This is a genomic window from Kribbella sp. NPDC051587, from assembly GCF_044453945.1.
Classification (GTDB): Bacteria; Actinomycetota; Actinomycetes; order Propionibacteriales; family Kribbellaceae; genus Kribbella.
This window is the reverse complement of record NZ_JBITDE010000001.1, coordinates 155,915-175,803: the sequence shown is the minus strand read 5'-3', so window position 1 is coordinate 175,803 and position 19,889 is coordinate 155,915. Positions and strand designations below refer to the sequence as shown.

General features: G+C 67.7%; 23 protein-coding genes. 15 read left to right on the top strand and 8 right to left on the bottom strand.

Going from position 1 to position 19,889, the window contains the following annotated elements; translation table 11 throughout:
* Positions 1-90 precede the first annotated feature (90 nt).
* The 5 genes from ACIA49_RS00835 (at position 91) to ACIA49_RS00815 (ending at position 2,579) form a co-directional block, all read left to right on the top strand.
* Complete coding sequence (locus ACIA49_RS00835) at positions 91-696, top strand: lytic polysaccharide monooxygenase (RefSeq protein ID WP_396374982.1); 606 nt, start codon at positions 91-93, stop codon at positions 694-696.
* An 80-nt stretch (positions 697-776) separates the two neighbouring features.
* A complete protein-coding gene (locus ACIA49_RS00830; RefSeq protein WP_396374981.1) occupies positions 777-1,265 on the top strand; it encodes a hypothetical protein in 489 nt (162 codons plus the stop codon).
* 75 nt (positions 1,266-1,340) lie between these two features.
* On the top strand, positions 1,341-1,622 hold the full coding sequence (locus ACIA49_RS00825; protein ID WP_391542844.1) for a hypothetical protein: 282 nt from the start codon (positions 1,341-1,343) through the stop codon (positions 1,620-1,622).
* Positions 1,609-2,007 (top strand): DUF5130 family protein, encoded by a 399-nt coding sequence (locus tag ACIA49_RS00820; protein WP_396374980.1) that lies wholly within the window; start codon positions 1,609-1,611, stop codon positions 2,005-2,007. The genes ACIA49_RS00825 and ACIA49_RS00820 overlap by 14 nt, the downstream gene beginning before the upstream one ends.
* Positions 2,004-2,579 (top strand): GNAT family N-acetyltransferase, encoded by a 576-nt coding sequence (locus ACIA49_RS00815; protein ID WP_396374979.1) that lies wholly within the window; start codon positions 2,004-2,006, stop codon positions 2,577-2,579. The genes ACIA49_RS00820 and ACIA49_RS00815 overlap by 4 nt, the downstream gene beginning before the upstream one ends.
* Here the strand turns inward: ACIA49_RS00815 and ACIA49_RS00810 are convergent.
* The 3 genes from ACIA49_RS00810 to pepN form a co-directional block, all read right to left on the bottom strand.
* Entirely contained in the window at positions 2,561-3,169 is a 609-nt protein-coding gene (locus ACIA49_RS00810) for a hypothetical protein (RefSeq protein ID WP_396374978.1), read from the bottom strand. The genes ACIA49_RS00815 and ACIA49_RS00810 overlap by 19 nt on opposite strands.
* Positions 3,170-3,350: 181 nt before the next feature.
* Positions 3,351-3,881, bottom strand: coding sequence for a hypothetical protein (locus ACIA49_RS00805; RefSeq protein WP_396374977.1), 531 nt, complete (start codon positions 3,879-3,881; stop codon positions 3,351-3,353).
* A 40-nt stretch (positions 3,882-3,921) separates the two neighbouring features.
* Positions 3,922-6,492, bottom strand: coding sequence for an aminopeptidase N (pepN, locus tag ACIA49_RS00800; RefSeq protein ID WP_396374976.1), 2,571 nt, complete (start codon positions 6,490-6,492; stop codon positions 3,922-3,924).
* 122 nt (positions 6,493-6,614) lie between these two features.
* Between pepN and ACIA49_RS00795 the strand changes: the two genes are divergently transcribed.
* From ACIA49_RS00795 to ACIA49_RS00785, 3 genes are all read left to right on the top strand, one after another.
* Entirely contained in the window at positions 6,615-7,211 is a 597-nt protein-coding gene (locus ACIA49_RS00795; protein ID WP_396374975.1) for a DsbA family protein, read from the top strand.
* A gap of 114 nt (positions 7,212-7,325) precedes the next feature.
* Positions 7,326-8,360, top strand: coding sequence for a hypothetical protein (locus tag ACIA49_RS00790; RefSeq protein ID WP_396374974.1), 1,035 nt, complete (start codon positions 7,326-7,328; stop codon positions 8,358-8,360).
* 10 nt (positions 8,361-8,370) lie between these two features.
* A complete protein-coding gene (locus tag ACIA49_RS00785; RefSeq protein WP_396374973.1) occupies positions 8,371-8,838 on the top strand; it encodes a ribose-5-phosphate isomerase in 468 nt (155 codons plus the stop codon).
* Here the strand turns inward: ACIA49_RS00785 and ACIA49_RS00780 are convergent.
* Positions 8,802-8,990, bottom strand: a complete 189-nt coding sequence (locus ACIA49_RS00780) for a hypothetical protein (RefSeq protein ID WP_396374972.1) — start codon at positions 8,988-8,990, stop codon at positions 8,802-8,804. The two genes, ACIA49_RS00785 and ACIA49_RS00780, sit on opposite strands and share 37 nt — an antisense overlap.
* A 10-nt stretch (positions 8,991-9,000) precedes the next feature.
* Between ACIA49_RS00780 and ACIA49_RS00775 the strand changes: the two genes are divergently transcribed.
* The 7 genes from ACIA49_RS00775 (at position 9,001) to ACIA49_RS00745 (ending at position 14,351) form a co-directional block, all read left to right on the top strand.
* The gene (locus ACIA49_RS00775; RefSeq protein ID WP_396374971.1) at positions 9,001-9,825 is read left to right on the top strand and encodes an Fpg/Nei family DNA glycosylase; all 825 of its coding nucleotides are present in this window, start codon (positions 9,001-9,003) and stop codon (positions 9,823-9,825) included.
* 63 nt (positions 9,826-9,888) lie between these two features.
* Entirely contained in the window at positions 9,889-10,983 is a 1,095-nt protein-coding gene (locus ACIA49_RS00770; protein WP_396374970.1) for a PP2C family protein-serine/threonine phosphatase, read from the top strand.
* A 30-nt stretch (positions 10,984-11,013) separates the two neighbouring features.
* Positions 11,014-11,445: a hypothetical protein gene (locus ACIA49_RS00765; protein WP_396376021.1), complete on the top strand. Its 432-nt coding sequence runs from the start codon at positions 11,014-11,016 to the stop codon at positions 11,443-11,445.
* Positions 11,446-11,495: 50 nt separating this feature from the next.
* Positions 11,496-11,933, top strand: a complete 438-nt coding sequence (locus tag ACIA49_RS00760; RefSeq protein ID WP_396374969.1) for a nitroreductase family deazaflavin-dependent oxidoreductase — start codon at positions 11,496-11,498, stop codon at positions 11,931-11,933.
* Positions 11,934-12,118: 185 nt separating this feature from the next.
* Positions 12,119-12,847 (top strand): CDP-alcohol phosphatidyltransferase family protein, encoded by a 729-nt coding sequence (locus ACIA49_RS00755; RefSeq protein ID WP_391542829.1) that lies wholly within the window; start codon positions 12,119-12,121, stop codon positions 12,845-12,847.
* A 1-nt stretch (position 12,848) separates the two neighbouring features.
* The gene (locus tag ACIA49_RS00750) at positions 12,849-13,682 is read left to right on the top strand and encodes a hypothetical protein (RefSeq protein WP_396374968.1); all 834 of its coding nucleotides are present in this window, start codon (positions 12,849-12,851) and stop codon (positions 13,680-13,682) included.
* Between the two features lie 96 nt (positions 13,683-13,778).
* The gene (locus ACIA49_RS00745) at positions 13,779-14,351 is read left to right on the top strand and encodes a dihydrofolate reductase family protein (RefSeq protein WP_396374967.1); all 573 of its coding nucleotides are present in this window, start codon (positions 13,779-13,781) and stop codon (positions 14,349-14,351) included.
* Positions 14,352-14,367: 16 nt separating this feature from the next.
* Here ACIA49_RS00745 and ACIA49_RS00740 read toward each other — a convergent pair whose 3' ends face one another.
* The 4 genes from ACIA49_RS00740 to ACIA49_RS00725 all read right to left on the bottom strand — a co-directional run bounded on the left by ACIA49_RS00740 (position 14,368) and on the right by ACIA49_RS00725 (position 19,852).
* Positions 14,368-15,519 (bottom strand): AAA family ATPase, encoded by a 1,152-nt coding sequence (locus ACIA49_RS00740; protein ID WP_396374966.1) that lies wholly within the window; start codon positions 15,517-15,519, stop codon positions 14,368-14,370.
* Positions 15,513-15,959: a hypothetical protein gene (locus ACIA49_RS00735; RefSeq protein ID WP_396374965.1), complete on the bottom strand. Its 447-nt coding sequence runs from the start codon at positions 15,957-15,959 to the stop codon at positions 15,513-15,515. The genes ACIA49_RS00740 and ACIA49_RS00735 overlap by 7 nt, the downstream gene beginning before the upstream one ends.
* A gap of 357 nt (positions 15,960-16,316) precedes the next feature.
* Positions 16,317-18,191: an ABC transporter ATP-binding protein gene (locus ACIA49_RS00730; RefSeq protein WP_396374964.1), complete on the bottom strand. Its 1,875-nt coding sequence runs from the start codon at positions 18,189-18,191 to the stop codon at positions 16,317-16,319.
* Entirely contained in the window at positions 18,188-19,852 is a 1,665-nt protein-coding gene (locus ACIA49_RS00725; protein ID WP_396374963.1) for an ABC transporter ATP-binding protein, read from the bottom strand. The genes ACIA49_RS00730 and ACIA49_RS00725 overlap by 4 nt, the downstream gene beginning before the upstream one ends.
* Between the last annotated feature and the right edge of the window lie 37 nt (positions 19,853-19,889).

Sequence of the window (19,889 nt, the reverse complement as noted above, 5' to 3'; positions counted from 1 at the left end):
TGACAATAGATTTGAACGGTTGTTTTCTATTGGCAACACGAAGGCGCCTTCCTTCACTGTCACCGCCCCCACAGTTGAAGGAGTTATTGCATGCTGCGATCACGCAAAGTCAGCATGGCCGGGATCGCCGTTGGCGCCCTGGCCCTGACCTGCACCACGATGGTTCCGGTGGCCTACGGCCACGGCTACACGACGTCCCCGATCAGTCGCGCGAAGAACTGCCAGAGCGGCGTCGTCCAGAACTGCGGCCAGATCCAGTGGGAGCCGCAGAGCGTCGAAGGCCCGAAGGGGTTCCCGAACGCCGGCCCGGCGGACGGAAAGCTCTGTTCGGCAGGGCTGCAGCAGTTCGACCAGCTGAACGCGCCCAAGCAGCCGAACGGTCAGGCCTGGCCGTCGACCCAGCTGACGATGGGCGCCAACTTCACCTTCAGTTGGACCTTCACGGCGTCGCACGCGACCACTGACTTCAAGTACTACATGACCAAGGCGGGCTGGAACGGGACGCACGCGCTCACCCGGGCCGACCTCGACCTGACGCCGTTCCTGACGGTCCCCTACAACAATCAGCGGCCGCCGAGCTCGCTGTCGCACTCGGGCCGCCTGCCGAGCCGCTCCGGACCGCACATGATCCTGGCGGTCTGGACCATCGCCGACACGGCGAATGCCTTCTACCAGTGCTCGGATGTTCGTTTCTAATTCATATCGAGGTTTGGTAAATAACTTTCCTGGGCATTGCACTCCTTGAAATAACCGCCCCTATTTCAAGGAGTGTCCCCATGAAGGTTGTCCTCCGTGTTCTGGTCGCCGCGGCCGTTGTCGTCGGCGGCCTGCTGCCGACTCTCGAGGCGTCCGCGCTGACCAAGCTGACGCATGCCCAGGCGGCCTCGATCTTCACCGCGGCCGGCATCACCTGGTCGTCCAGTGGCAACTGCTCGGACTGGAACAACTCGAGCTGCACGTCGTTCACCAACATCAACGACAGCACCGTGTACGGCGTCCGCACGCTGAAGCAGGCCAGTGGGTGCGCGATCCGGATCACCGGTGGCACCGAGACCGGCCACGCCAGCGGCACCTACAGCCACCGCAACGGCTACAAGGTCGACATCGCGATCACGACGTGCGTCACGAACTACGTGCACAACAACTTCACCCGGATCGCGGACCGTGGCGACGGCTACCCGCAGTGGCGTGCGGCCTCCGGCAACATCTACGCCAACGAGGGCAACCACTGGGACGTGACCTACTACAACTGCGGCGGCTGCTGACCCGCCGCCGAGCTCGTGCCCGTCCTGGGTGAGGCCCTGGGACGGGCACGGCTTGCGGAGTACTAGGCTGAGGCCGTGATTGCTGAGCTGTCCGGCCACACCTTGCTGGTGTTCGTCGGCATACCTGCCCTGGTGGTCGCGGTACTGGCGCTGCTGGTGTTCGCGTCCTCGATCGCGAGCGGGCCGCGCTACCGGCCGGGGTTGTCCTGGTGGGCGCCGCCGGTCTGGATCAACGGTCCGACCGCGACGAAGCCCGACCCCGCCAGCCTGCCCGAGCTGCCCGCCGCGCCGGGAACCCTCGCGACCGCCGGTGCCGGCGTCGCCCGTTCGACCGGAGGCGCAAGTGCCAGTTGGTGACGCATTCACGCCCGACCAGCTCTACGACATCGAGCGCGCGGTCCGGAACGCCGAGGAGGCGTCCGGCCTGCACTTCTCCGTGTACGTCGGTGGCGCCGACTCGGAGACGCGTCCGTTCGCCCAGGAGCTGCTGAACGAGCTCGACGACCCGGACCGCTCGGTCCTGGTGTACGTCGACCCGGCTGGCCGTCGCCTGGAGATCGTCACCGGCGCCGAGGCGAAGCGGCAGCTGTCGGATACCGCCGCCGGTCTGGCTGCGCTGACGATGCAGACGTCGTTCGCCACTGGTGACCTCACTGGCGGTCTGGTGACCGGTGTGCAGCAGTTGGGGACCAACGCGCACCAGGCGCCCCTGCTGCACGCCAACGAGCCCCACAAGCAGTGACCCCAGCCCTGCAGCCGCACCGCATCGAGCTGGACGACGTCGTACTGCGTCCGTTCGTGCCCTCCGACGAGGAGGCGGTGGCTGAAGCGCTGCGGGACCCTGAAGTACTGCGCTGGACCGCGGGGACTGCGGTGATCCGCACCCCTGCGGCCCAGCGAGCCTGGCGCTGGCTGCAGCCGCGCCTGGACGCCTGGTCGCTCGGCAACGCAGTGTTCGCCGTAGCTGACCGCACCACCGATCGAGTGCTCGGCAATGTCGCACTGCGGGATGTTCACCGGGTGCCGGACCAGGCAGTTGCTGCCTACTGGATCAGCCCGGCTGCTCGCGGCCGAGCGCTTGCGGCCCGTGCGCTGGATGCAGCGGCCCGCTGGGCCTTCGCCCCGAGCGGTCTGGGGCTCCACCGGATCTCACTCGACCATGCGCTGGTCAATGAGGGTTCCTGCCGGGTCGCCGTACGGGCTGGCTTTCAGTTGGAAGGCGTCATGCGGGATTACTACGTCGAGGTGAGTGGCGAGCGGCACGACTCACACCTGCATGCTCGCCTCGCGACGGATCAGCCTGCCGGTTCGTAGGTGGGGCAGGCGGGGCTGCTGTAGGCGCGCTGCGTCTTCGGTGCCGAACACAGATTGAGCATCTGAGCGGACGACGTACCGGGACCGAGATAAACGACCCAGGTGCCGAGCACCGGCACACCTGTGCTGTTGGCGAAGCCCGGGTACTGGCCGTCGACCAGCATGGCCTTGGCGGGGACGCCGGCCGCGATGATCTTGGCGGCGGTCTCCTTCGCGAGGTCAGCGGCGTCCAGCCCGGAGTCGGACGTGTACTTGTCGAGTACTGCGATCCACTGCCCGCTCTTGAAGCGCGGCGAGGTCGGCCCGGTGTTGGCCGGCGCAGTCGTGGTCACCTCGACGGCACTACGGCTAGCAGGCGGCTTGCGGTCGGCCTTCGAAGCGACCGACGGATGTGCCCTAGGGGTCGGCGTCGAGGCAGCACTGTCCGGTACGGCGGCCGCCCGGATCGTGGTGTCGGTCGGCTGCTCGGACCCGCCCCGGGTCAGGATGAACGCGGACACGGTCGCGATGGCAGCCGTGGCTACGATCGCGGCCCCGACCGCGGCGCGCGAACGCTGCGGCTGACGCTTCTTCCGGCGATGTGATGTCACGGGATTGGACCCCTCCCCAGGTCTCTCCGCGTGAGCTTAAACCGATCCGGGGCGGAAGTGAGCGTTCTTCAGGTGGGGAGAATCTCCTTCTGGACAAGGGATTCGCGGTCTGTGTCCGCGTGTTCACCGGGTGTCGACGAGCAATCGTTTGATGGCTACAGGCTGCGGTCGGCCCGCGACTTCAGGTGCCGCTGGGGATTCCCTCGGGGTTCGGCTGCGGGCGAGTGTCGAGGGCGTCTTCCAGCCACGCGTCCACGTCCACGCCACCACTCAGGATGTGCGTGACGTACGCCGTCCGCTCGTGGCTGAGCACCTCGAGCTCCCACACGCACGGTGCGACGCCGGTCGGCATCGGACGCAGGTCGTCCACGTCCAGACCGCTGAACATGCTCAGCCGGGACTGGAAGTCCTTCGTCCAGCTCTGGACGATCAGGTAGGCGCCGTCGTCACCCAGGTGCAGTACGACGACGGCCAGGCCCACGGAGCCCATCGCGTCGTCGAAGTCGAGTTGCTTGCTCGCCGTAGCACGCGCCAGCTCGACCATCTGGTCGTCCCACTGGCGGCCGCGTGCGGTCACGATGTACGGCTTCACCAGCCGGTGCGCATCGCGCCAGGGGAGGAGGGGAGTGACAGGGCGTGGGCGGTACGCCTCAGCGAGTCCAGTCAGCGCTACAGCGGCTGCACCGGCCAGGGCGGGGTCAGAAGCAGGCATCTGCTCTGTTCTACCCCGGCCGGGTGCAGGCTGTCTTGTTTCAGCTCGCGTCGCGGACCTGGGCGGCCATGGCGCGCGTCAGGTCGGCCTGAGCCTCAGAGACGTAGCGCTTGGTCGGAGCGTCGACCGTGGCCGACTCCGCGGCCAGCCAGTCGCTCAGTGCGTCCAGCGTCGGCTGCTCGGCCAGGTTGCGCGGCGACAGGTAGACGAGCACGTTCTCGCCCATCGACGAGCCGAGCCGGGTGTAGACGTCCTTGGCCGCGGTCAGGTACTTGCCGACGTACGGACGCAGCAGGTCCTCCTGGCCGGGCTGCTGGAAGCCGAGGATGGTCCGGAACTGCGTCTCGTTCGGGGTGTCCCCGGACTCGACCGCGATCCGCCACGCCTCTTCCTTGGCCTCTGCCGTCGGCCGCGCAGCGCGGGCCTGGGCGGCTCGCTCGCCACCGGTGATGGTGGTGTCGCGTGTGAGCTCGTCCTCGATCTCGTCCGCACCGATCCGGCCCAGCCGGGACAGCGCGACGATCAGCGTCCAGCGCAGGTCGGTGTCGACGACCAGACCGGCAGGCAGGTCGCGTCCGTCCAGCCAAGCGGCCAGCCGGTCCGCACCGGCTGCGGAGAAGACCGCGCTGGCGTAGGCGCGGACAAACGCGAGCTGGTGGTCGCTACCGGCTTCAGCGCCGTCGACGAGCTCGGCGAGGGTCTCCTCGTACTGGGTCCGCAGTGCGTCCCGGTTCTCCGGAGCGGAGTACAGGTTGATGGCGCTCGTGACCTGCGAGAGGAGTGAGCGCACACCGGTCAGATCGCTCTCGGCCCGGATGCCGCGCAGCACGATGCCGACGTACTGGCTGGCCGGCATCTCGGCGTCGCGGGTCATGTCCCAGGCAGCACCCCAGGCCAGCGCCCGGGGCAGCGACTCGGACAGCTGGTCGATCGACTCGACCAGAGTGGCCCGGGAACGCTCGTCCAGCCGGATCTTGGCGTAGGTGAGGTCGTCGTCGTTCAGCAGCACGAGGTCCGGCTGCGTGGCGCCGACGAGCTCGGACAGCTCGGTGCGCGGACCGTCGATGTCGACCTCGAACCGCTCGGTGCGGACCAGGCCCTCGTCGGTCCGCCGGTACAGACCGACGGCCAGCCGGTGCGGACGCAGTACCGGGAAGGCCTCGATCGCGGTCTGGTCGATCGCGAACGAGGTGAACTTCCCGTCGGCGTCGACCTCGAAGTCGGCGCGCAGCGTGTTCACCCCGGCCGTCCGCAGCCAGCGCTCGGTCCAGTCGTCGAGGTCGCGGCCGGAGGCCTTCTCGAGCGGCTTGAGCAGGTCGGTCAGCTCGGTGTTGCCGAACGCGTGATCGGCGAAGTACTCCTTCAGCGCGGTGATGAAGGTGTCCTCACCGACGAACGCCACCAGCTGCCGCAGGGTCGAAGCGCCCTTGGCGTAGGTGATGCCGTCGAAGTTCACCTCGACCGCGTGGAAGTCGACCATGTCCGCGGCGATCGGGTGCGTCGAGGGCAGCTGGTCCTGGCGGTACGCCCAGTTCTTGCGGGCGTTGCAGAACGTCGTCCAGGCACCGGCGTACTTGGTCGTGGCCGTCGCCTGCGCCCAGTGCGAGGCCCACTCGGCGAAGGACTCGTTCAGCCACAGGTCGTCCCACCAGGTCATCGTGACCAGGTCGCCGAACCACATGTGCGCCAGCTCGTGCAGCACGGTGTTCGCGCGGCTCTCGAGCTCGGCGTGCGTGGTGCGGCTGCGGTAGATGTACTCGTCCCGGATCGTCACACAGCCGGCGTTCTCCATCGCGCCCATGTTGTACTCCGGCACGAAGGCCTGGTCGTACTTGTGGAACGGGTACGGAACGCCGAACGCCTTCTCGAACAGCTCGAAGCCCTGCTTGGTCACCTCGAACAGGTCGTCGGCGTCCAGTGCGTCCTTGAGCGACGGGCGGCAGAGCAGCGAGAGCGGGTAGGTCCCGTTCGGTCCCTCGTAGGAGTCCGTCACCACGTGGTACGGACCGGCGACCACAGCGGTGATGTACGTCGACATCCGCTCGGTCGGCGGGAACTCCCAGCGGGCCAGCTCCTCGCCGCTCGGACCGGCGTAGGTGGTCGGCTCGGGGGTGGGGGAGTTCGAGATGACGACCCAGCGGGCCGGGGCGGAGACGGTGAAGGTGAAGGGGGCCTTGAGGTTCGGCTGTTCGAAGGTGGTGAAAACGCGGCGGGCGTCCGGCACCTCGAACTGGGTGTAGAGGTAGGTCTCCTTGTCGGCCGGGTCGACCGAGCGGTGCAGGCCTTCCCCGGTCCGCGAGTACAGGCAGTCCGCGACCACACGCAGAACGTTGCTGGCGGCCAGCCCGTCCAGCTGGATGCGGGCGCCGTCGTACACCGTGTCGGGATCGAGAGCGGCGCCGTTCAGCGTGATCTCACGGACCTTGTCCGCAATCAGATCGGCGAACGTACTCGCGCCGTCGGTCGCGGTGAAGGTGATCGTGGTCACGGACGGGAACGTCGGTGCGCCACTCGGGGCGGTGGTCAGGTCGAGCTCGATGGCGTAGCTGACATCGCTGACCACACCCGCACGGGTCCGCGCCTCATCGCGCGTCAGGTTGGTTCCAGGCATATCGGCATCCTATGCACCTGACCAGCGGCTTGGATGCGGGTTTCCCCGCGACATCCATCGATGGATACCAAGCCGGTATCTGCTGCCCCCGGCGATTCTTTCAACTTTGTATGATCGAGAACATGACTGCCTCCGCCGATTTCTGGTTCGACCCGGCCTGCCCCTGGGCCTGGATGACGTCCCGCTGGATGCTCGAGGTCGAGCAGGTCCGGGATGTGACGACGACCTGGCACGTGATGAGCCTGGCCGTCCTGAACGAAGAACGTGACGAACACAACGAGAACTGGCTGCGCAAACTCGGCCGGGTCCGGGTGCTGATCGCCGCCGAGCAGGCGCACGGCAACGAGGTGCTGCTGCCGCTCTACACCGCGCTCGGCCGCCGGATCCACACCGAGGGCCGCGGCGGCAACGACGACACCGTGCTGCCCGAGGCGCTGGCCGAGGTCGGGCTGCCGGCCTCGCTGATCGAGGCCGCCGGCGACGCCCGGTACGACGAGGCGCTGCGCAAATCGCATCACGCCGGCATGGATCTGGTCGGCATGGAGGTCGGTACGCCGGTCATCTCGGTCGAGGGCAGTGCCTTCTTCGGACCGGTGGTCACACCGGCGCCGAAGGGTGAGGCGGCCGGCAAGTTGTGGGACGGTGTGCGGCTGGTCGCCGGGACCGACGGCTTCTTCGAGATCAAGCGCAGTCGCGACCGCGAGCCGATCTTCGAGTGACGATCTGAGGCCCGCAGAAAGATTCGGTCTGTGGTTCAGGGCTTGAACTGAGCACCCCGTGCCGGTGAAGGTTGCTCACCAACGGGAATTCTCCAAGTGGTGAGTAGGTATCACATGACGTTACGCGACGAGCGCTCAGAGCTCGAGGTCGTCCCCGCCGGTGTGACCGCCGGTATCGCCGTCTTCGACCGCCAGACCGAGCAGTTCGTGCAGCAGTCCAACGCCGATCATCGGTTTCGCTCCGCCTCGGTGGTGAAACTGCTGATCGTTCTCGACCTGCTCTGGGACCGCGGACCGACGTACAGCGTCGAGCCCGCGGACCGGGCCAGGCTCGAAGTGATGCTGCGCAGTAGCGACGACGACGCGGCGAGTTACTACTGGGACCACATGGGTGGCGCGGCCATCGTCGAGCGGATGGTGCGCCGGCTCGGCCTGACGCACACCGACGGCCCGCCGGCCACCCATCCGGGCTTCTGGGGCTATGTCGCGATCACCGCCGCGGACACGGTCCGGATCTATCGATACATCCTCGACCACGCTCCGGCGCCGGTCCGGCGTACGGTGATGGACCTGTTGCACGAGCCGACGCGGTACGGCACCGACGGCTTCGACCAGTACTTCGGCATCGCTTCGGTATTCGATCCTGATTTCAGCATCAAGCAGGGCTGGTCCGGATTCTTCGGCTCGAGCGGCTACGGAAGCGACCGTTCCAAGCCCGTCGACACCCTCGATCTGGTCAGCGACGCGCTGCACACCACCGGGACCGTCGGGAAGGACGACCGGTGCATCGTCTCCGTCTACACGCTGCATCCGCGTGGGACGCAGTACGGGAAGGCGTACACCGACGTGACCCGGCTGACCCGGGCACTGATCGTCCCGGGCGGAGTGCGGACCAGTGGGAGCTGGCTGGCTACCACTGGGGAGGGTGTGCGGGTCCGGACCGCGCCGAACACGTCCTGCGGGATCCTGGGCATGCTGCCGGCCGGAGTGGAGGTTCTGGTCAGCGGACAGAAGCAGGGCGAGCTCATCGAGATCCCGCCGCGGTCCAGCGACTGGTGGGCCTACCTGCCCAAGTACGGCGGCTACGTGACCACCGTGTACGTCGGGTCCGGTGCACCCAAGCTCCCAGGCGTTCCGGTGTATCAGTAGATTGCAGACCATGCGAGTGCACATCGGCTCAGACCACGCCGGCTTCGAGCTCAAGAACCACCTCGTCCAGCACCTCACGGCCGCAGGCCATGACGTCGTCGACCACGGTCCCGCCGTGTACGACGCGGTGGACGACTACCCGCCGTACTGTCTGGCGACCGGTGCCGGAGTGGTGGCGGACCCGGGCAGCCTGGGCGTCGTGATCGGGGGCTCCGGCAACGGGGAGCAGATCGCGGCGAACAAGGTGAAGGGCGTCCGGGCCGTGCTGGCCTGGAGCACCGACACCGCCAAGCTGGGCCGCGAGCACAACAACGCCAACGTGATCAGCGTCGGGGCGCGGATGCACTCGGCCGAAGAGGCGACCGGCTTCGTGGAGACGTTTCTGGCCACCGACTACTCCGGCGAGGAGCGGCACACCCGCCGGATCGACATGCTGACCGCCTACGAGTCGACGGGTGAGCTCCCGCCCGTCTCCTGATCCACTGCGTCCTCCGGCGGGAGTACACCGCGACGCTTGAACGGCTCCCGTGGCCGGGAGACGTCGCGGGCCCGCATCGAGCGGCCGGTGCCGACCACGGCCGGTGTGGCCGGTCCGGACCGGCCCTTCGGCGTACCACCTGCAATCCCCATAAGAGGAATCATGCCTGAAGGCCACACTCTGCACCGGCTGGCGAACGACGTCTGGGACGCGTTCGGCGGCCGGCCGGTCCGGGCGACCAGTCCGCAGGGCCGGTTCGTCGATGGTGCCGCACTGCTCGACGGGCACGTGCTGCGGCAGACAGAGGCCCACGGCAAACACTTCCTGGCCGACTTCGAGGGAGCGGGCTGGCTGCACATCCACCTCGGTCTGATCGGCAAGGTCAGCTTCGGTACGGCGCCGGTCCCGCTGCCCGTCGGACAGGTTCGCCTGCGGCTTCAGAACGCGACGTCGTACGCCGATCTGCGCGGCGCGACGGTGTGTGAGGTGCTGACCGACGGCGAACGCGAAGTGCTGATCGGGCGGCTCGGTCCGGACCCGCTGCGCGACGACGCCGACCCTGAGCTCGCGTGGAAGCGGATCCATCGCAGCAAGCTGCCGATCGGGCGGCTGCTGATGGAGCAGGACGTGCTGAGTGGCGTCGGCAACGTCTATCGGGCCGAGGTGCTCTTCCGCGCCAAGCTGCACCCGATGACGCAGGGCCACCTGGTCAAGAAGCGTGAGTGGCAAGGCATGTGGGACGACCTGCTCGAGCTGATGAAGTACGGCGTCGAGACCGGCCGGATCGACACGGTGGCCGACGACCACACGCCCGAGGCGATGGGCCGCGATCCGCGCAAGGACGACCACGGCGGCGAGGTCTACGTCTACCGCCGGCAGGGGCAGCGCTGCTTCGTCTGCCAGTCGGTGATCCGGACCGAGATCCTGGCCGGACGCAACCTTTTCTGGTGCCCCAAATGCCAGCGCACGGGGCTGACGCGCAAGTAAGTCTGAACAGTTATCAAGATTTTTGCTGCGCGGACCATGGGGTGCCGTTATCTTCTTCACACCATGATCAGAAGTGGCGGTCGCGCTGTAGTACGACGAGTCGGCCGCTTGGTCGTCGCGGTGGTCAGACGCGCTCGGCGGCTGCACCCCTTGGCGTTCTTCGCCTTGCTGTCGCTGACGGTGGTGTTCGCGGCAGCCAGTGCGGAGTGGCCGCGCCACGTTCCGGCCGCCGCGCTGGTCGTTCCGTTGGTGCTGGCCGGCCTGGTTCTGGGCTTCCGGCAACTGGTTGTCCTGACGCTGCTGACGATGGCGATCGCCTCGTTCGTGCTGGTCTCGCGAGCGCAGCCGGCACCGACGACGGGCTTCGTGCTGGTGCTCGGTGCGATCGGCTGGATCATCATCGCGGGCGCGAAGGTGCGCAACCAGCTCGGTGTGCCCGGCACTCGCGGTGAGTCGATGCTGATGGAGCTGCGGGACACCCTGACCGCGCAGGGGGAGTTGCCTCCGCTGCCGACTGGGTGGCGGGCCGAGGTCGCGATCCAGTCGGCCGGTAAGTCGAAGTTCTCCGGCGACTTCGTGGTCTCGACCGAACGCGACAACACCCTGGAGGTCGCGCTGGTCGATGTCTCGGGCAAGGGTGTCGACGCGGGTACGCGGGCACTGCTGCTGTCGGGTGCATTCGGTGGCCTGCTGGGCGTCGTACCGGTCGAGGACTTCCTGCCGGCGGCCAACCGGTATCTGCGCCGCCAGGGCTGGGAGGACGACTTCGCCACCGTCGTCCATGTCGCGGTCGACCTGCGGACCGGGGGATTCTGCGTGCGGACGGCCGGGCATCCGCCGGCGATCCAGTTCGACGCCTGGTCGGGGCGGTGGGGGACCCGGGACGCGGACGGGCCGTTGCTCGGGCTGATGGAGGCGCCGGACTTCACGCCGAACCACGGCCTGCTGAAGCCGGGCGACGCGCTGTTCCTCTACAGCGACGGCATGGTCGAGACGCCGCGGCGCGACATCGGTCGCGGGACGGACCGGCTCGCCGGACACGCCGAACGCCTGGTGGCACAGGGATTCCAGGGCGGCGCGGCGATGCTGGTCGCCGCGGCCGGCGGACCGGGCGACGACTCGGCGATCGTCATCATCCACCGGCTTGCCCATTCCTGAGCTCGTGATGGCGTAGCCTGCGACGTCGTGATGGATGCTGCTGATCGGAGTGCCCCGGACGTCTCGTTCGCGGAGCTGATCGCGATGATGCCGGCCGAGCTGCGCGAGGTCTTCCCGCCGACCAGGTGGCAGCTGGAGAAGCTGTGGGCGCTCGACCTCAAGGTGGAGCCGGTCGAGGTCGCGGACCTGGTCTGGATGTTCGAGCTGCCGCTGTGGCAACTGGACGGCGAACGCTTCAAGGTCACGCCGAACCAGGTCGCCGAGACGCCGATGAACTACCGCCCGCACTACCAGCGGGTGATGGACGCCGACCTGGACTTCCCGATCAACCTGGTCGCGTACCGCGGCCGGCTGGTCGTGCTCGACGGCGTACACCGGCTGCTGAAGGCGCACTTCCTGCGCCGGCGCTGGATCGAGGCCACGATCGCCACCGCCACCCAACTACAGTCGTGCGCGCCCTGACGCCGGACTGTGATTGTGGATGTTGATGCGTCACCATTACGATGGCCGTCATGACCACCAATGACGAGTACGTCCCGAGCACCTCAGACTTCGCGCGCGGTCACGTGGACCAGATCCTCGAGGCCGGTACCACCGACGTCGCCGACGTGATGGGCCTCAAGATCATCGTGCTGACGATGACCGGCGCCAAGTCCGGCAAGATCCGCAAGACCCCGGTGATGCGGGTCGAGAAGGACGGCGTGTACGCCGCGGTCGCCTCGCTCGGCGGCGCCCCGAAGAACCCGGTCTGGTACTACAACCTGAAGGCCGACCCGAAGGTGACCGTGCAGGACGGTGACCAGTCGTTCGACCTCGTCGCGCGCGAGATCGAGGGCGCCGAGTACGACGAGTGGTGGGTGCGCTCGGTCGCCGCCTACCCGCCGTACGAGGAGTACCAGACCAAGACCGACCGGAAGATCCCGCTCTTCCTGCTCGAGCCGGTCAAGTAGTTCATCAGCTGTTCAGCCGCTGGGGTGCGCACACCGATCCGGCGTGTGCGCACAGCCGGTGACAAGGTCAGGACCTGCTCTGTGAGACGCTGGCGGCGGCCGGGTCGTGTCGACCCGGTCCGGCGCGCTGCGCCTGTTTCTGGGCTGTCTGAGTTCTGGGAGTCGTCCTGACCACACACGACGCGGTGCGGGAGCCGTTCGTCGGGTCGACGCGGTTGCGTCTGGCCGGATTCGCGCTGCACGCCTATACCGCGAGCGGAACCGTGCTCGCGCTGCTGATCGTCATCGCCGCCATCGACGGCGACGCCGTCCGGGCCCTCTGGCTGGGGCTGGCCGCGCTCTTCATCGACGGCACCGACGGGATGCTCGCGCGCCGGCTGCGAGTCAAGGAGACGATCCCGTGGTTCGACGGCGCGATGCTCGACAACATCGTCGACTACCTGACCTACGCGTTCGCGCCGATCGTGCTGCTGTGGACCGGGCACTACCTGCCCGGCGGCGGCTGGGGTGCGGTGCTCGCCGCGTTGCCGCTGCTGGCCTCGAGCTACCAGTTCTGCCGCACCGACGCGAAGACCGACGACCACTTCTTCCTCGGCTTCCCCAGCTACTGGAACGTGGTCGCCTTCTACGTGGTGATCCTCGGCCTCAGCCCGACCACCACCGGCCTGATCCTGGTCATCTGCTCGATCCTGGTCTTCGTCCCGGTCAAGTACGTCTACCCGTCCCGGACCAAGGTGTTCCGGTCGCTGAACCTGCTCACGACCGCGATCTGGATGGCGTCGTACGCCGTCCTGCTGGCCCAGATGCCGAACCCGAACGCGATCGTGGTCGCGATCTCGCTGGCCTACCTCGTGTACTACGGGACGCTCAGTCTGTATCTGACGTTCTGGGTGCCGCGCCGCAAGGTCGGCTGACTTGATCCTCGGCCTCGGTGCGGCGCTCGGCGCCGCTGTGCTGTTCGGTATCGCCTCGATCCTGCAGGCCGTCGGTTCCCGCAAGGTGCCGACCGAGTCCGAATTCGATCCGCGGCGCTTCGGCGCGTTCGTCGTCGCACTCCTGCGCCAGCCCACGTTCCTCGGTGCGCTGGGCCTGCAGTTGGCCGGCTTCGGCCTGCACTTCGTGGCGCTCCGGTTGCTGCCGCTCTACCTGGCCCAGGCTGGGATCGCGGTCAGCCTCGTCGTCACCGCGTTGCTTGCCACTCGGTTGATGTCGGACCACCTGAGTCCGATCGAGTGGGCCGCGGTGCTCGGCGTCGTCGTCGGCCTTGGCTTGCTGGCTGTGTCCGCCGGTGATGCCGGGCCGAACGTTCAGCATCACGGTCTGACCATCGGTGTGATCGTCGGGCTGGTCACGATCGCCGTCCTCGGCGCGCTGGCCAGTCGCTCGAAGCACGGCATCTCCACCGCGTTGCTGGGCATGCTCTCGGGGCTCGGCTATGCCGGTGTCGCGATCTCGGCTCGCCTGCTCCAAGACGGTTCGCTGGGTGAGCTCCTTCGGAGCCCGACGGCGTACACGCTGCCTCTCAGTGGCGCGCTGGCCTTCATCCTCTACTCGCTGGCTCTCCAGCGCGGCTCGGTCACTCTCGCCACCACCCCGATGATCGCGTTGCAGACCATCACCCCGGCCGTCGTCGGCGTCGTCGTACTGTCCGATGCCGTTCGCGCCGGCTGGTGGCCCCTCGCCCTCCTCGGCTTCCTGCTGTCAGCGGCCGGCTCGGTCGTCCTGGTCCGCTTCGAGTCCGTGAAGTAGACCGTGTGACCGGGGTCACATCATCGTGCTGTCTAGTTCGGTGCGGGCTGGTCGACGCAGTGATGTCAGCAACACATACCTGAAGGAGCAGTTGAGATGCGCACCCTGATCACCACCGCATTCGTTTCCCTGGACGGCGTCGTCGAGGCTCCGGGTGGCGAGCCCGGGTACCGCAACGCCGGCTGGACGTTCAAGGACATCCCGATGGACGAGGCGGCGTACGAGCTGAAGGGGCGGGAGCAGGAAGAGGCTGCCGCGATGATGATGGGCCGGGTCAGCTACGAGGCGTTCGCGCCGGTGTGGCCGACGATCCCGGACTTCCCGAGGTACAACGCGATGCCGAAGTACGTCGTCTCGACCAGCCTGAAGGAATCCGACCTCGTCACGGGCTGGGGCGACATCACCATCCTGCGGTCGCTGGACGACGTCGCGGCGCTGAAGGAGACCGACGGCGGGCCGATCTCGATCCACGGCAGCGCGACGCTGAACCGCAACCTCGCCGATGCCGGCCTGATCGACCAGTACAGCCTGCTGGTCTTCCCGGTCCTGCTCGGGGCCGGCAAACGCCTGTTCAGCGAGAGCGACAAGGACAAGCAGAGCCTCAAGCTCGTCGACCAGGCGTCCTACTCCAACGGCATCCAGAAGCTCGTGTACGACGTCGTCCGCTGAACCTGGGATGTGGCCGTCACCGTGACGGCCACTTCCACGGCGGCTCGTCGAGCGGACCCTGCCCGGCGATCGTCGTGGCACCACGGTCCTTGACCAGCTCGATCGTGTGCAGGTCGTCGGCCAGCGCCGCGATCGACGCCACGAACGGCCGCGAGTGCGTCACCACGATCACCTGGGTCTCCTTGGCCGCCGCGACGACGAGATTCGCCAAGGCAGGCAAGAGATCTGGGTGCAGGCTGGTCTCGGGCTCGTTGAGCACCAGCAACTCCGGCGGTCGGGGAGTGAGCAACGCCGCCACCCACAAGAGGTATCTGAGCGTCCCGTCGGACAGCTCAGCCCCTTGGAGCGGCCGCAGCAACCCGAACTGCCGGAAGGCGAGCTCGAACCGCCCCGCGTTGTCGTGGATCTCGACGCTGCTCCCCGGAAACGCCTGGTCCACCGCCTCGTTCATCGCCGAGGCCGACCCGATCTCCTTGATCGTCTGCAAGGCCGCCGCCAGGTCCGCACCGTCCGGCCCGAGCACCGGCGTCCGCGTCCCGATCTGCGCCTGCCGCGCCGGCGCGTCCGCATCCGTCCGCAGATGGTCGTAGAACCGCCACGACCGCATCCGCTCCCGCACCTGCAACAACTCCGGCGCCCGCTGCGGATCCGCGAACTGACTCAACATGCTGTCGAACGTCCGCAACTCCGGACCGCCGCGCTCCCACCCGCCGCTCTCGGCCCGGATCCGCACCTGACCGTTGCCCCGCTCAACCAGCAACGAAGCCGGCCGCAAGAACGGCCCGGCCCACAACGCCTCCCGCTTGATCTCCGGATCCATCGCGAACATCGAGCTGGACGGCAACGGCAGCCCGAGATCCATCAGATACCCGTAGTCCTCCGACGCGAACCCCATCCGCAACGTCACCGGCCCGCCCCGCACCGTCCCCTGCACCGGCCGGTCCTTCCGCACGAACTCCGGCCCCGCCCACAACGTCGACCCCAGCCCACCCTCCTTCGCCAGCGCCGCCACCGCACCATTGCGCGAAGCATCAGCCAGCAACCGCAAAGCCCGATACAAACTCGACTTCCCAGTCCCGTTGGCCCCCGTCACCACATTCAGCCCCCGCAACGGCATCACCACCCGCCGCAACGACCGATAGTTCTCCACCGCCAACGCCGTCAACATCCCGCCAGCCAGGGTGGGGTGTAGCGGGTTACGTAGGTGCGGGCGCGGTCTGTTGGATCGGCCCAGTATTGGTGGGGTTGGCGGTGGACGTGTTGCTCGCAGAACTCGCGGAGGTTGGTGGTGATGGTCTCGACCTCGCGGACGGGGAGACCTTCGAAGTCGCTGTTGGCCTGCATGAGTTCGGACTCGGGGTTCCATCCGTTCGCGTCGAACGCCCACGTGTTCCATCGCGCGTACACGTGCAACGGGTGCTCGAAGTCGCCCAGGTACATGGCCGCCAGGCCGATCTCCTGATCGGGATAGAAGTCCCTGCACACCCAGGCCAACACGTGGCAGGCTCCGCTCGCGAAGAACGCCTGATCGGTCCGTTCCCACGAGACCCGCTGATCCGCCCGCTCCATCGCGGTCCGCCGAAACACCCCAGAAGCTGTCGCTGCCATGGGACGGGATGCTAGTGAAGCCTGCCGACATTTTTCGCTAGCGTGTACGTACCTGACGATCGGAGGCAACGATGACGAGATCATCGTCGTCTTCCCGCAACGGACCTTCCGCTACTCACGTGCAGACCAGGTCGCGCGGGCAGAGGCGCAGGCTCATGGTCGCTCGCCATCCCCGAACCACAACTCGACTGGACCGAGTGACGGCAGGACAGCACACGCGGTGGACCGCCATCACCCACTAACTCTGTCGCAGTTGCTGGGTTCACGCTCAGCGGGTGGCGGTGGAACGGCTCGGGCGCGGGTTGGTGGGTGGTGCACGGTCGGCGCGTGGGGGTGAGGCACGCGCCGACCGGACTGTTAGGCCAGGGAGTCTTCCCAGGCTTGGTGGAGGCCGGCGTAGTTGCCGCCGGTGGTGATGAGCAGATCCGGGGCGCCGTCTTCGAGGATGCGGCCGTGCTCGAGGACGAGGACACGGTCGGCGGTCTCGACGGTGGAGAGGCGGTGGGCGATGACGATCGCCGTACGGTCCGCGAGGATGGTGCGGAGGGCTCGCTGGATGAGGCGCTCACTGGGGATGTCCAGGCTGGAGGTGGCCTCGTCCAGGATCAGTACCGCGGGGTCGGCGAGGAAGGCGCGTGCGAACGCGACCAGCTGGCGCTGGCCGGCGGACAGGCGGCTGCCGCGCTTCTCCACCTGGGTCTCGTAGCCGTTCGGCAGTGCGCTGATGAAGTCGTGCGCACCGATCACCTTGGCGGCCTCGACCACCTCGTTCATGGTGGCGGTCGGTTTGCCGAAGCGGATGTTGTCGGCGACCGAGCCGGTGAAGAGGAAGTTCTCCTGCGTCACCATCACGACCCGCTCGCGCAGGTCGTCCTCGGTCAGGTCACGCAGGTCCTGGCCGTCGAGCAGCACGCTGCCGCCGGTCGGGTCGTAGAAGCGTGAGACCAGCTTGGCGATGGTCGTCTTGCCCGCGCCCGTCGTACCGACCAGGGCGAGGGTCTGACCGGCCGGCACGTCCAGGTCGAGACCCGGCAGCACCGGTACGCCGTCGACGTACTGGAACTGGACTCCGCGCAGCTCGAGGTGACCACGCGCCACCCCAGGCTTGACCGGCTGCACGGGCTCGGGTACGTCCGGCTCCTCGTTGAGGACGCCGGACAGCTTCTCCAGCGCCGCACTCGCGGACAGGAACGTGTTGTAGAACTGCGAGATGTCCTGCAGCGGCTCGAAGAACTGCCGCAGGTACAGCAGGAACGCGGTCAGTACGCCGACCGTGACGTGACCGTGGTACGCCTGGTAACCGCCGTACGCGAGGATCGCGACGATGGTCACGTTGCCGACGCCCTTGATCGACGGCATGAAGACCGCGTTCAGCCGGAACGACTCGTAGTTCGCCTCCCGGTACTGGTCGTTGACGCCGGCGAAGATCTCCTCGTTGCGCGGCTCCCGGCGGAACGCCTGGACCGCGCGGATGCCGGTCATCGACTCGACAAAGTGCACGATCACCAGTACGACGGCCTCACGCGTGCGCCGGTAGACGACCGCCGACCGCTTCCGGAACCACGCCGTCAGCAGCAGCAGGATCGGGAACGACAGCAACGCGATCAGACCGAGCTTCAGGTCGAGCACCAGCAACAGGATCATCGTGCCGAACAGCGTCAGCACCGCGGTCACCAGACCGTCGAACCCGTTGGCCAGCAGCTCGTCGATCACGCTGACGTCGGAGGTCAGCCGGGAGATCACCCGGCCGGACGTGTACTTGTCGTGGAACGCCGGGCTCAACCGCTGGAAGTGGTCGAACACCCGCCGGCGCAGACCGAGCAGGATCGTCTGCCCGAGACGGCCGGACCGCATCAGGAAGATCTGCCGGGTGAAGGCCTGCAGCAACGCGCTCACCAGCACGGCGATCACCACGGTGATCAGTGCCTTCGGACCGTCACCGGCGAGGATCGGCGGGATGCCGTTGTCGATGCCGAGGTGGACCAGGTACGGCACCGCGAGCCGGGCCGCGTTCTCGATCACGACGATCGCGACCAGGATCCAGATCAGCTTCTTGTACGGCCGCAGCAGCTCCCCGAGCAGCTTGCGCGAGTCCTCCTTCAGCCGCACGGTCGTTGCCTTGGACAACTCCTTGCTGCCCTCGTCCTCGTACACCCCGCGCCAGGACTGCTCCGGCTTGTCGTGCTCGTTCTGTTCTTCGGCAGGAGGTGTCTGCTGTTCGGTGGTCGTCATGCGTGCACCTCCTCTTCCTCTGCCGCGAGCAGATGCCGGTACGCCGGTACTGTCGCGAGCAACTCCTGGTGGGTACCGACATGGGTGATGGTGCCGCCCTGGAGCAGCGCCACCTGGTCGGCCAGCATCACCGTGGACGCGCGGTGCGCCACCACGATGCCGGTGGTGTCGGCCAGCACTCTGCGCAGCGCCTCCTCGACCAGAGCCTCGGTGTGGACGTCCAGTGCGGACAGGGTGTCGTCCAGCACCAGAATCGACGGCCGGGCGAGCACTGCGCGGGCCAGCGCGAGCCGCTGACGTTGGCCGCCCGACAGCGACATGCCCTGCTCACCGACCCGGGTCTCCAGACCCCACGGGAGGTCGTTGGCGAACTCGGCCTGGGCTACCTGGAGCGCCTCCTGGATCTCGGCGTCGGTGGCGTCCGGGCGACCGAGGGACAGGTTCTCCCGGACGCTCATCGAGAACAGCGTCGGGTCGTCGAACGCCGAGGCGACCGCCGTCCGCAGCGAGTTCAGGGTGAGGTCCCGGATGTCGTGGCCGTCGATGGTGATCCGGCCGGCGGTCACGTCGTACAGACGGGGGACCAGCGCGGTGAGCGTGGTCTTGCCCGACCCGGTGGCCCCGACCAGCGCGAGCGTCGTACCGGGGGTGAGGTCGAGGTTGATGTCGTGCAGGATCTCGGTGGAGTCGTCGGAGAACCGGAACCCGACGTGCTCGAACCGCAGGTGACCCCGCGACCCGGTCAGCTCGACCGGACCGGACGTGATCACCGAGTGGGTGTCGAGGATCTCGCTGATCCGGTCCGCCGCGGTCATCGCCTCCTGCGCCATCGCGAGGATCGCGCCGAGCGACGTGACCGGCCAGACCAGCGACAGCATCAGCGTGATGAACGCGACCAGGGTGCCGAGAGTGATCGCCTCCCGGCCCACCGCGAGCGCGCCGAGCAGCAGCACGATCACCAGCGTCAGGTTCGGGATGACGCCGAGGAAGCTCCAGAACCGGGACGCGAGCCGGACCTTCTCGACCTCGGTGGTGTAGAGCGTGATCGCCTCGTCGTCGAACTGCCGCTGCACGTGCTGCCGGCGGCCGAACGCCTTCACCACCCGGAAGCCGAGCGCCGACTCCTCGATCCGGGTGGCCAGGTCGCCCTGCTGGTCCTGCACCTTGCGGGAGATCCGCAGGTACTTCTTCTCGAACTTCAGCGAGACCATGACGATCGGTACGGCGGCCGCCAGGACGACGACGCCGAGCGGCCAGTAGAGCCGCAGCAGCAGGATCGTGACGACGCCCAGCTGCAGGATGTTCATCACCAGGAACAGCAGGCCGAAGCCCATGAACCGCCGGATGGTGGACAGGTCGGTGGTGACCCGGGACAGCAGCTGACCGCTCTGCCAGCGGGTGTGGAACTCCATCGGCAGGGACTGCAGACGGACGTACAGGTCGTGCCGGAGCGACGCCTCCAGGTCGGAGACGGTGCGGGACTGGGCCATCCGGCGGATCCAGACCAGGATGACCTCGGCGAGGCTCAGCCCGAGGGCCAGGAACGCCAGCGGGACGAGCAGGTCCAGCTCGTGGCGGGTGACCGGGCCGTCGATGATGGACCGGGTGACCAGGGGGATCGAGAGGCTGACGCCGACGCCCAGCATGGCCGTCGAGAACATCAGCACCAGCCGCCAGCGGTGGGGCCGCAGATAGGGC

Bases quoted from the DNA above. Each gene is read 5' to 3' on its own strand.
- ACIA49_RS00835 (WP_396374982.1), top strand. From the start codon at position 91: ATGCTGCGATCACGCAAAGTCAGCATGGCCGGGATCGCCGTTGGCGCC.
- ACIA49_RS00830 (WP_396374981.1), top strand. From the start codon at position 777: ATGAAGGTTGTCCTCCGTGTTCTGGTCGCCGCGGCCGTTGTCGTCGGC.
- ACIA49_RS00805 (WP_396374977.1), bottom strand. From the start codon at position 3,881: ATGCCTGCTTCTGACCCCGCCCTGGCCGGTGCAGCCGCTGTAGCGCTG.
- pepN (WP_396374976.1), bottom strand. From the start codon at position 6,492: ATGCCTGGAACCAACCTGACGCGCGATGAGGCGCGGACCCGTGCGGGT.
- ACIA49_RS00795 (WP_396374975.1), top strand. From the start codon at position 6,615: ATGACTGCCTCCGCCGATTTCTGGTTCGACCCGGCCTGCCCCTGGGCC.
- ACIA49_RS00790 (WP_396374974.1), top strand. From the start codon at position 7,326: ATGACGTTACGCGACGAGCGCTCAGAGCTCGAGGTCGTCCCCGCCGGT.
- ACIA49_RS00785 (WP_396374973.1), top strand. From the start codon at position 8,371: ATGCGAGTGCACATCGGCTCAGACCACGCCGGCTTCGAGCTCAAGAAC.
- ACIA49_RS00780 (WP_396374972.1), bottom strand. From the start codon at position 8,990: ATGGGGATTGCAGGTGGTACGCCGAAGGGCCGGTCCGGACCGGCCACA.
- ACIA49_RS00775 (WP_396374971.1), top strand. From the start codon at position 9,001: ATGCCTGAAGGCCACACTCTGCACCGGCTGGCGAACGACGTCTGGGAC.
- ACIA49_RS00770 (WP_396374970.1), top strand. From the start codon at position 9,889: ATGATCAGAAGTGGCGGTCGCGCTGTAGTACGACGAGTCGGCCGCTTG.
- ACIA49_RS00765 (WP_396376021.1), top strand. From the start codon at position 11,014: ATGGATGCTGCTGATCGGAGTGCCCCGGACGTCTCGTTCGCGGAGCTG.
- ACIA49_RS00760 (WP_396374969.1), top strand. From the start codon at position 11,496: ATGACCACCAATGACGAGTACGTCCCGAGCACCTCAGACTTCGCGCGC.
- ACIA49_RS00745 (WP_396374967.1), top strand. From the start codon at position 13,779: ATGCGCACCCTGATCACCACCGCATTCGTTTCCCTGGACGGCGTCGTC.
- ACIA49_RS00740 (WP_396374966.1), bottom strand. From the start codon at position 15,519: ATGTTGACGGCGTTGGCGGTGGAGAACTATCGGTCGTTGCGGCGGGTG.
- ACIA49_RS00735 (WP_396374965.1), bottom strand. From the start codon at position 15,959: ATGGCAGCGACAGCTTCTGGGGTGTTTCGGCGGACCGCGATGGAGCGG.
- ACIA49_RS00730 (WP_396374964.1), bottom strand. From the start codon at position 18,191: ATGACGACCACCGAACAGCAGACACCTCCTGCCGAAGAACAGAACGAG.
- ACIA49_RS00725 (WP_396374963.1), bottom strand. From the start codon at position 19,852: ATGTTCTCGACGGCCATGCTGGGCGTCGGCGTCAGCCTCTCGATCCCC.